Consider the following 8,191-nt stretch of genomic DNA (forward strand, 5'->3'; position numbering starts at 1 on the left):
GGGGTCATGCCAAGATAAGGCCAATTCGCTATCATAAGCCCGCCAGTTATGTAGAAGTTTGCATGCATGCCTCTTGGTTATAAAGAGCCTCTGGATTTCCGCCTTTGCCGTCGGCTAGACTGGCCGGCCCTTCAGCGATTGTGGAGATCCCTGTATGGCCACCGTCGAGCGCACTGCCTACCCGCGTTTCCCAAAGGTCTTCTCCACGAAAGAGCTGCAGGCCTGCTACACGCCGACCGCTGAGGAGTTGGACTGGGCAACCCGCTCGACCCGCGGCCAGAGTCCGCGCCTAGGTCTCTTGGTGCTGCTCAAGATCTTCCAGCAACTGCACTATTTCCCCTATCTTGATGCGATTCCCACCGCCGTAGTCGATCACGTGCGAGTTTGCGCGGGGTTGGACCCCGATACGCCGTTCGGTTACGACCGCAAAGTCTCTCCCACGCTGTTCCGGCATTACGTCGTCGTGCGGCAATTCCTCGGCGTGCAACCCTACATTGGCACCGACGCCAATGAGGTCACCATCCGCGCTGCACGTGAAGCGGCCGAGACGATGGATCAGCCGGTGGACATTATCAACGCGACTATTGATGCGCTGATCTTGCAGCAGGTTGAACTGCCTGCGTTCTCAACGCTCGACACCATCGTCGAGCAAATCCATGCCCGCACCCAAAACGCAATGTTCAGGCGGGTCGCACGCCGGCTCTCTGAAGAGGATCGGCAGCGCCTGGACAAGCTTCTCACGCGCGAATTCGCCAACCGGCAGACCGCCTACAACAACATCAAGCGACATGCCCGGCGGCCCTCGCGCAAACACCTGAACCTGCTGATCGAGCATCTGGAGTGGTTGGATTCTTTTGGCGACCTATCCGGCGTCCTGGAAGGCGTGCCTGCCACCAAGCTACGTTCGCTGGCCAACCAGGCCATGGGCCTGGACGCAGCCAACCTCAAGGAAACGCTGCCTGAGAAGCGCTATACGTTGATCGTGGCCTTGCTTGCTCACATGCGCGTGCGCAGTCGCGACGATCTCGCCGAAATGTTTATCCGGCGTATGGGCGCGATCCACAAGCGGGCCCAGGACGAACTGGAATACATCCAGTCTCGCCAGCGCGCCAAGCTCGAAGGCCTTGTCACCGTGCTGGACGGTGTCGTCGATATCGTCGCCGATGGCGGTGACGATGCCCGAATCGGCGCGCAGGTGCGCAAGCTGTTGGCTCCCAATGGCGACCTGGAGCCCCTGCGCGAGCGCTGCGCCGAAGTGCGGGCTTTCAGCGGCAACAACTATCTGCCGCTGTTGTGGCGGCACTTCCGCGCCCACCGTTCGGTGATGTTGCGCCTCGCCCGCGTGTTGGAGTGGGAGTCGACCAGCCAATCACGCACGTTGTTAGCCGGGCTGGAGGTCGCGCTGGAAAACGAATCACTGCACCGGGAGTGGATCGCTGCTGAAGTCGATCTCAGTTTTGCCTCCGAGCGCTGGCGCAAGCTGGTCCGGCGAGCGCACCACGAGGGTCCGCCCACCAACCGGCGCTACTTGGAGTTGTGCGTGCTGTCCCACATGGTCAACGAGTTGCGCTCGGGTGATCTGTGCGTGGTGGGGTCAGACGCCTTTGCCGACTACCGGGGCCACCTGTTGCCGTGGCGCGAGTGCGAGCGGCGCTTGCCAGAGTACTGCGCCAAGCTGGATCTGCCGGCCAACGCGCAGGAGTTCGTCGCGCACCTCAAGCAGTGGCTGGCCGACGCCGCGCAGACGCTGGACAAAAGTTTTCCGGACAAGCGCCAGCACGTCACCATCAGCGCTGACGGCGAACCCTTACTCAAGCGCACCGCTGCGCGCGAAACTCCGCCCTCGGCCGTTGCCTTGCAGCAGGCGCTGATCCGCCGCATGCCGACGCGCAACCTGCTCGACGTGCTGGCCAATATCGAGCACTGGACCCAGTTCACCCGGCACTTCGGGCCGCTCTCCGGCAACGATCCTAAGATCCGCAACGCCGCCGAACGCTATCTGCTGACGATCTTCGCGATGGGTTGCAATCTCGGACCCACTCAAGCTGCGCGCCATATGGGCGATCGCGTCACCCCCCATATGATGTCGTTCGTCAACCGGCGGCACATGAGCCTGGAGAAGCTGGAGACCGCGCAGCGCGAGCTGATCGAGCTGTACCTGCGCCTGGATTTGCCTAAACACTGGGGCGACGGCAAAACGGTGGCCGCCGACGGTACCCAATACGACTTCTACGACAACAATCTGCTGGCCGGCTATCATTTTCGTTACCACAAGATGGGCGCCGTGGCTTACCGGCATGTGGCCGACAATTACATCGCGGTGTTTCGGCACTTCATCCCGCCTGGTGTGTGGGAAGCCATCTATGTCATCGAAGGGCTGCTCAAGGCCAACCTGAGCGTCGAGGCCGACACCGTGCACGCCGACACGCAGGGGCAGTCGGCGGCGGTCTTCGCTTTCACCCACTTGCTTGGCATCAATCTGATGCCCCGCATTCGCAACTGGAAGGAACTGGATCTGTACAAGCCCGATGCCGGCGTCAAATACAAGCACATCGATTCGTTGTTCTCGGCGGTGGTCGACTGGGATCTGATCGCTTTTCACTGGCAGGACCTGATGCAGGTGGCGCTGTCGATCCAGGCCGGCACCATCTCTTCGCCGCTGCTGCTGCGCAGATTGGGCTCGGAGAGCCGCAAGAACCGCCTCTACCTGGCCGCGCGAGAACTGGGCAACGTCGTGCGCACCGTGTACCTGCTCGAATGGGTCGGCAGTCGCGAGCTGCGCCAGGAAGTGACCGCCACCACCAACAAGATCGAGTCGTACAACGGCTTTGCGAAGTGGTTCTCGTTCGGTGGTGACGTGATCGCGGAAAACGAGCCCGAGGAGCAGCAGAAACGCCTGCGCTACAACGACCTGATCGCCTCGGCCGTGATCCTCCAGAACACCGCAGACCTGATGCAGGCCCTACGCACGATGGTCAGCGAGGGCATCAAAGTGAACGTCGCCGACATCGAATTCCTGAGTCCTTATCTGACCCACAACATCAAGCGCTTTGGTGACTACAAGCTGCACCTAGAGCGCGTACCGGAGGCCTGGATTCGCGATGGGTTGTTCGCGGGACCCGCCCGCGCTGTCCGCAGGGCTCGCCATGCCTGAGACCAAGACCCCCTACGGGGATGTCGACAGCGAAGCATTGCAGGGGCTCCGGCAGTCGTTCGATACCCGCACCATTCTGCATGCGGTGGAGTTGCTCGATGGGATTCGAGCACGATGCGCGCCGGACGGGTTGCGCGACGATCTGCTGCGCCTGCACGGCATGGCTCATACCGTGATTAACGACGCGAGCCTAGCCTACAGCACGGATGGACCGACACTGGTTGAACAAGTCGACGCGGTGCTGATGGAGCTTGGCGACTGGCTCGCGGCACTGGAGCGGATGCGCCAATCATTGGAGCCACTGGAACACCTGAGCCCAGCCGACTAGCCGAGCCATTCGGCCCGAAAGCCAACGTAGAAGGCGTCGCCACGCTTCGTTGGCCAGCTCATGGTGGCGCCTTCGATGCGCTGGCTGCCATGGCGATTTGCCCGTTTTCGTGGGTGATGCCGGCAGCCGCCGCGCGTGGAGCATGCCATCGAGAATTGGGTACGCTCAGTTCCAGCCAAGCCGGTGGCTGGCTTGCGTTGCCTGGTGGCGTGCGTCATCTTCCGCGTGGAGGTAGACACTCGTCGTGGCGAGCGACGCATGGCCGAAGTTGTCACGCACGAAGCGCAGGTCCACCTGTTGGTCGGACATGTGCGAGCCGGCCGTGTGGCGCAGCCAGTGGGACGATGCGCTGGCGAGCACGTCAGCCTGCGCGCCAAACTCGGGACCCTGTGCACGCACGCGGTCGGCCGCGAGCTTGAACACCTCCTTGACGATCAGGTGAATCGCCGCGCGCGATAACGGCTTTTCCGGGCCGATCACGGGCAGCAGCAAAGGGCGTGTTTCGCCGATCTGCGGTGACGGCGGCAGGCCGCAGATGCGCCGATAGCGCGCCAGCTCCGCGATCAGTTCATCGGTGGCGGGCACCAGGCGCGTCTTGCCGCCTTTGCCGTGCACCTCGATCCACCAGCGCTCGACGCCCGCCGCGTCCCGGCGAGAGAACACGGCGCCCATGCGCGTGGAGGCGATTTCCGCTAAGCGCAGGCCGGCCAAATACAGCACGGAGAACAACCACCGGCAACGGGCCGCGTGCAGCCGGTCGCGTTCCGTCGCGACGGGCAGGGTTTCGATCGTGGCTTTGACGATGTCCCAATGCGCATGCGTGAGGTAGCGCGTCACGCGCGGGGCTGTCTTGGCGCTGCGACGGCGCGCGAGCGAGAGCGGATTCCCGGCGAGGTATCCGGCTTGCACCAGCCAGGCGAAGAGCGCGTTGAGGATCGTCATCGCATGCCGCACGCTCGTGGGCGACAGTGGACCGGCGAAGGGGCGCCAGTCGGGCGAGCTTCTCGCCAGCTTCTTGCGTGAGGCCATCACCCAACGCCAAGCTGGCTGCGGGTCGGCCAGGAAGCGCTCGTAGAGCAGCAGGTCCTCGTGGGTGAGTGAAGACAGCGGCTTGCCGTGCTGGAGAATCGCCCACAGTATCAGGCGTTCGGCTTCCTTGCGGTAGGTGGCGACCGTGCCGGGCACGCCGGCATAGCGGGCGAGCCACGCAGCCACGGCGGCCAGGTCGTCATCCGCCGTGATTTGGCGGCTCGCTTCGCGTGCGCGGTTGGCGCCGTGAAGGCCCGAGAGCGCTGGCGGGATGCGCAACTGCTCGATGGCCACCGCGGGACCGTTGAACGATGGAACGGGATGGGTCATCGATGCAGGGCCGCCGTCCTAGCGTGCGGGCGTTTCACCACTCGAAGTCCGGCCAGTCTTCGTCGCTGTCGACGAAGGCGGTGGGTGGGATGACATCGGGGCGCAACGTGATATCCGACTTGGCCAAGATCCCGTACATCGGGTCGAACGTCGCCATCACCTTGGGCAGCATCTTGAGGCGCTGTTTGGGCGGCAGTGCAATGAAGTACCGGCAGCGGCTATCGAGCACGCTGTCTAGGTGGACATAGGTGGCGCTCGCAGCGGACCGCGTGCGGTGGATGACTTCATCGGCCAACACCGGCGTGGCGGCGCGCACCGCCGATTCGACCACGTGCTCCAGCTCGAACATGATCGACTGGTCCAGCTTGTTGGTCGGGATGAAGGCCATGGCCTGGCGCAGCACCCCGACTTGCGTCAGGAGTACGGGCCACAGGACTTCGACGCCGTAGATACGGCAACGGTCGTCCTTGGTATCGCCGCGCTGGTCCACGCTGCGCTGCCCCGAATAGGCTTTGCGCACGTCGTACGCCAAGCCGAGCACGAAGCCTTCCTTGTCCTCGATGTAGACGCTTTCCTGCACGACGTAGTGGATGAAGCCGTGCAGGCGCTCCAGCGCCGCGAAATCCCACCACAATGCGACGCCGGCATGGTTCGGCGTCAGTCGGTACTCCAGCATGGTCTTGCTCCCTGTTATCGGTCTTCGCGGGTGTGCCACAGCCGCAGCAGGTAAATGCTCTCGCCCCGGATCTCGTAGCGCATTTCATACTGGCCGACGAGCATGCGCCGCACTTCGCGCGGTTCGAACTGGAACAGTTGCTCGCCCACGCGCGGGTTGGTCAGCAGGATTTCTGGCGCCTTGACCAAAGCCTGCACCGCGCGCGCGGCGGCCGGCCTGTTCACCGGCGCGAGAAACTCATACAGGCGCGTGAGGTCTTCCTGCGCCTTGCTGGTCCACTGCAGTTCCATCAGCGCGGCACCGGCTCACCGGCACCCAGGCTGTCCGCCCAGGCCTGCACGGCCTGGTGGCCAATGACGCGGCCGGCGTCCACGTCGGCCAGCGCCTCGCGGGTGAGGCGGTCGCGCTCCTCTTCCTGGGCGATCCAGGCCGACAGTGCCTGTTTCATGATCCAGCCGCGCGAGCGTTCGAGGCGGTCGGCCAACTGGTCCACCTTCTCGGCCAGCGGCACTGGGACATGTGCGGTCAATACGCGGGTTTCGGCTTTGGACATGGCGTCCTCCTGAAATCGGGTCAATGCAGCGGAGTGCTGGGCCTGCCGCCGTCAACGAAACTTGATCGTGCCGGAGCCAGCCACGTGGTCGTCCCAGCGCAGCGGGTTGCCCCGCACGACGATGTCACCCGAGCCGGCCACGCGGGCGCGCACCTCGGTCCGCACGAAGGCGTCAATGTCGCCGGAACCCGCCACCGACAGGTCGGCCGACTCGGCGATCAGCGCACTGGCATCGACATCGCCAGAGCCCACGACCTGCACGTGCAAGCGGGCGACGTGGCCGCTGGCGGTGATATCGCCCGAACCCGGGATTTCCAGGTCCAAGGCGTCTTGCTGCAGATCGAGCAAGGTGACATCGCCGCTGCCCTTGATCTTGATCGCCGGGAACTCGGGCAGCGCGATGCCGACCACCGCGCGCGGCTGGTGCAGGGAAATGGCCGGCCCGGTGGGCTTGCCGTTCACGATGTCGCCCAAGACCACCGAGCCGACCGTGCCGTGGAAGGTCATGTGGCTGCTGCCGAAGCGGATCGACACGCCTTCGCGCTCGATCACCAGTTTGTCGCCTTTGTAGGCGGTCCGGACCGAGGTCACCGCATCCGCCGTTTCGCCGGCAACGACCAGCGTTGGCGTGTCCGCGCGCCGGAACACCATGTCGACCGAGCCTTTGACGACGATCTTGCGGATCGGCTGCAGGGGACGCTCCTCCTTGAAGGCGGCTTCAAGGCGATCCCAGCCGGTACCGGTGGAGGGCATATCGGAGAGATTCATGAGGTTCGGCGTCATCCAATCATGTCGATTAGAAACCAATCATAGTGATTCAACGTAGGACAATCAACCGCCTGCGAGGTCACCTCGGGCGAGGCGTATTGTGCGGGGCCAGTGCGCAGTATAGTCTAGACAGAAGCGTACTTATGTCTCAAGTTTGTACTTGAAATTATGAAATCACGCGGTTTACGGCATATTATTGACTCATTCGAACTGAAATCCAGGCCCGTCATGACGCTTGACCCCGCATCCACCGCCGAAGACCAAGCGCTGCAGGCCGATATCGCGGCGCTGCGCGGCCGTTTCACCGAGACGCGGGAGCTGTACCGCGAAGTCTGCGCGCTGCTGTTTTTCCGCTATGGCGTCACACCGACGGCCAACAAGCTCTACAGTCTGGTGCGCAAGGGCAGCATGAGCACACCTTCCCACGTGCTGAACCGGTTCTGGCAGGACCTGCGCGACAAAACACGGGTGACGATCGACCACCCAGATCTCCCCGAGGCCTTGAAGCAGGTTGCCGCCGAGGCAGTGTTGGCCATCTGGCAAGCGGCCTCGTCCGCGGCGGCCACCGAACTGGCCGCACTGCGGGCCGAAGCGCGCCACCAGGCGCACGCCGCCGAAGCCGCGCGCGACCAAGCCACTGCGGAAAGCGAAACCGCGCGACAAGCGACCGCGGTCATTCAGGCACAGCTGGACTCGGTGCGCGGGCAGCTTGCCGCGCTTCAAGAAATGCTGTCTGCTGAGCGCCAGGGCCACGCAGCAACCGAAGCGCGTCTGCAGGAGACCCGCCGGCAGTTGGACGAGGCGGCACAGCAGCTCACACAGGCTCGGGTTGAATTTGGCGCGCAGCTCGATCGTGAGCGGGCCCGCGCGGATGCAGCAGAAGAGCGTGCCGCCAGCCACGAGAAACGTGCGTTGCGCGAGATCGACCAGGAGCGCACCGCCCGTCAGAAAAGCGACAAGCTGGCCGATGAGCTACGTGCGCAGGTTGTGGCCGCGCGTACCGCGATGCAAGAAAGCGCCGTGACACATGCCAATGCGATCGGCACGTTGCGCATGGAACTGGGCGCAGTGCGGCAGCAGGCGGAGGGAGCCGCCACGCGGCAGCGTGAAACGGCCGAAGAACTGGTGCAGACCCAGTCGTTGCTGGAGGAGGCGCTACGGCGGGCTGAGCGCGCCGAAACCGAAGCGGAAACAACGCGCCGGCTGGTGAGCGAGTTGAAGAAGGCAACACCAGGACGCGTTGGCCAGCGGACGAAAGCGCCGTGATCCTTAATTACTGAAACGTATGATTCGCGCCGCCTTCATTACTTGAAGGCTTATGATAGCGAACTGGCCTCATCTTGGCATGACCCC

Annotated in this window: 8 protein-coding genes; 3 read left to right on the forward strand and 5 right to left on the reverse strand. The window is 63.8% G+C overall.

What is annotated here, in order from left to right; genetic code table 11:
• Positions 1-154 precede the first annotated feature (154 nt).
• Together AAHM38_RS24955 and tnpC are read left to right on the forward strand one after the other, a co-directional pair.
• A complete protein-coding gene (locus tag AAHM38_RS24955; protein WP_004637366.1) occupies positions 155-3,154 on the forward strand; it encodes a Tn3 family transposase in 3,000 nt (999 codons plus the stop codon).
• Positions 3,147-3,482, forward strand: coding sequence for a Tn3 family transposase post-transcriptional regulator TnpC (gene tnpC / locus AAHM38_RS24960; RefSeq protein WP_012430353.1), 336 nt, complete (start codon positions 3,147-3,149; stop codon positions 3,480-3,482). The genes AAHM38_RS24955 and tnpC overlap by 8 nt, the downstream gene beginning before the upstream one ends.
• Positions 3,483-3,647: 165 nt before the next feature.
• Here the strand turns inward: tnpC and AAHM38_RS24965 are convergent, their stop codons facing one another.
• From AAHM38_RS24965 to AAHM38_RS24985, 5 genes are read right to left on the reverse strand one after another with little or no spacing between them, the layout of a single operon-like run.
• Positions 3,648-4,841: a tyrosine-type recombinase/integrase gene (locus tag AAHM38_RS24965; RefSeq protein ID WP_004637351.1), complete on the reverse strand. Its 1,194-nt coding sequence runs from the start codon at positions 4,839-4,841 to the stop codon at positions 3,648-3,650.
• A gap of 34 nt (positions 4,842-4,875) precedes the next feature.
• Positions 4,876-5,517 (reverse strand): DUF6904 family protein, encoded by a 642-nt coding sequence (locus tag AAHM38_RS24970; protein ID WP_004637349.1) that lies wholly within the window; start codon positions 5,515-5,517, stop codon positions 4,876-4,878.
• A gap of 14 nt (positions 5,518-5,531) precedes the next feature.
• Positions 5,532-5,807, reverse strand: a complete 276-nt coding sequence (locus AAHM38_RS24975) for a type II toxin-antitoxin system RelE/ParE family toxin (protein WP_004637348.1) — start codon at positions 5,805-5,807, stop codon at positions 5,532-5,534.
• Positions 5,807-6,070 carry a CopG family ribbon-helix-helix protein gene (locus AAHM38_RS24980; RefSeq protein WP_004637345.1) on the reverse strand — a complete coding sequence of 88 codons (264 nt, stop codon included), beginning with the start codon at positions 6,068-6,070 and terminating at the stop codon, positions 5,807-5,809. The genes AAHM38_RS24975 and AAHM38_RS24980 overlap by 1 nt, the downstream gene beginning before the upstream one ends.
• A gap of 51 nt (positions 6,071-6,121) precedes the next feature.
• The gene (locus AAHM38_RS24985) at positions 6,122-6,838 is read right to left on the reverse strand and encodes a head GIN domain-containing protein (RefSeq protein WP_238563858.1); all 717 of its coding nucleotides are present in this window, start codon (positions 6,836-6,838) and stop codon (positions 6,122-6,124) included.
• 228 nt (positions 6,839-7,066) lie between these two features.
• Here AAHM38_RS24985 and AAHM38_RS24990 point away from each other — a divergent pair, with 228 nt between their 5' ends.
• Positions 7,067-8,104, forward strand: coding sequence for a DNA-binding protein (locus AAHM38_RS24990; RefSeq protein WP_004637342.1), 1,038 nt, complete (start codon positions 7,067-7,069; stop codon positions 8,102-8,104).
• Positions 8,105-8,191 lie beyond the last annotated feature (87 nt).

Origin of the sequence: Ralstonia sp. OTU4908 (assembly GCF_038440115.1) — a bacterium.
Classification (GTDB): Bacteria; Pseudomonadota; Gammaproteobacteria; order Burkholderiales; family Burkholderiaceae; genus Ralstonia; species Ralstonia pickettii.

What these genes read in the sequence shown, in the direction of transcription:
- AAHM38_RS24955 (WP_004637366.1), top strand. Translation starts at nt 155, where the DNA reads ATGGCCACCGTCGAGCGCACTGCCTACCCGCGTTTCCCAAAGGTCTTC.
- tnpC (WP_012430353.1), top strand. Translation starts at nt 3,147, where the DNA reads ATGCCTGAGACCAAGACCCCCTACGGGGATGTCGACAGCGAAGCATTG.
- AAHM38_RS24965 (WP_004637351.1), bottom strand. Translation starts at nt 4,841, where the DNA reads ATGACCCATCCCGTTCCATCGTTCAACGGTCCCGCGGTGGCCATCGAG.
- AAHM38_RS24970 (WP_004637349.1), bottom strand. Translation starts at nt 5,517, where the DNA reads ATGCTGGAGTACCGACTGACGCCGAACCATGCCGGCGTCGCATTGTGG.
- AAHM38_RS24975 (WP_004637348.1), bottom strand. Translation starts at nt 5,807, where the DNA reads ATGGAACTGCAGTGGACCAGCAAGGCGCAGGAAGACCTCACGCGCCTG.
- AAHM38_RS24980 (WP_004637345.1), bottom strand. Translation starts at nt 6,070, where the DNA reads ATGTCCAAAGCCGAAACCCGCGTATTGACCGCACATGTCCCAGTGCCG.
- AAHM38_RS24985 (WP_238563858.1), bottom strand. Translation starts at nt 6,838, where the DNA reads ATGAATCTCTCCGATATGCCCTCCACCGGTACCGGCTGGGATCGCCTT.
- AAHM38_RS24990 (WP_004637342.1), top strand. Translation starts at nt 7,067, where the DNA reads ATGACGCTTGACCCCGCATCCACCGCCGAAGACCAAGCGCTGCAGGCC.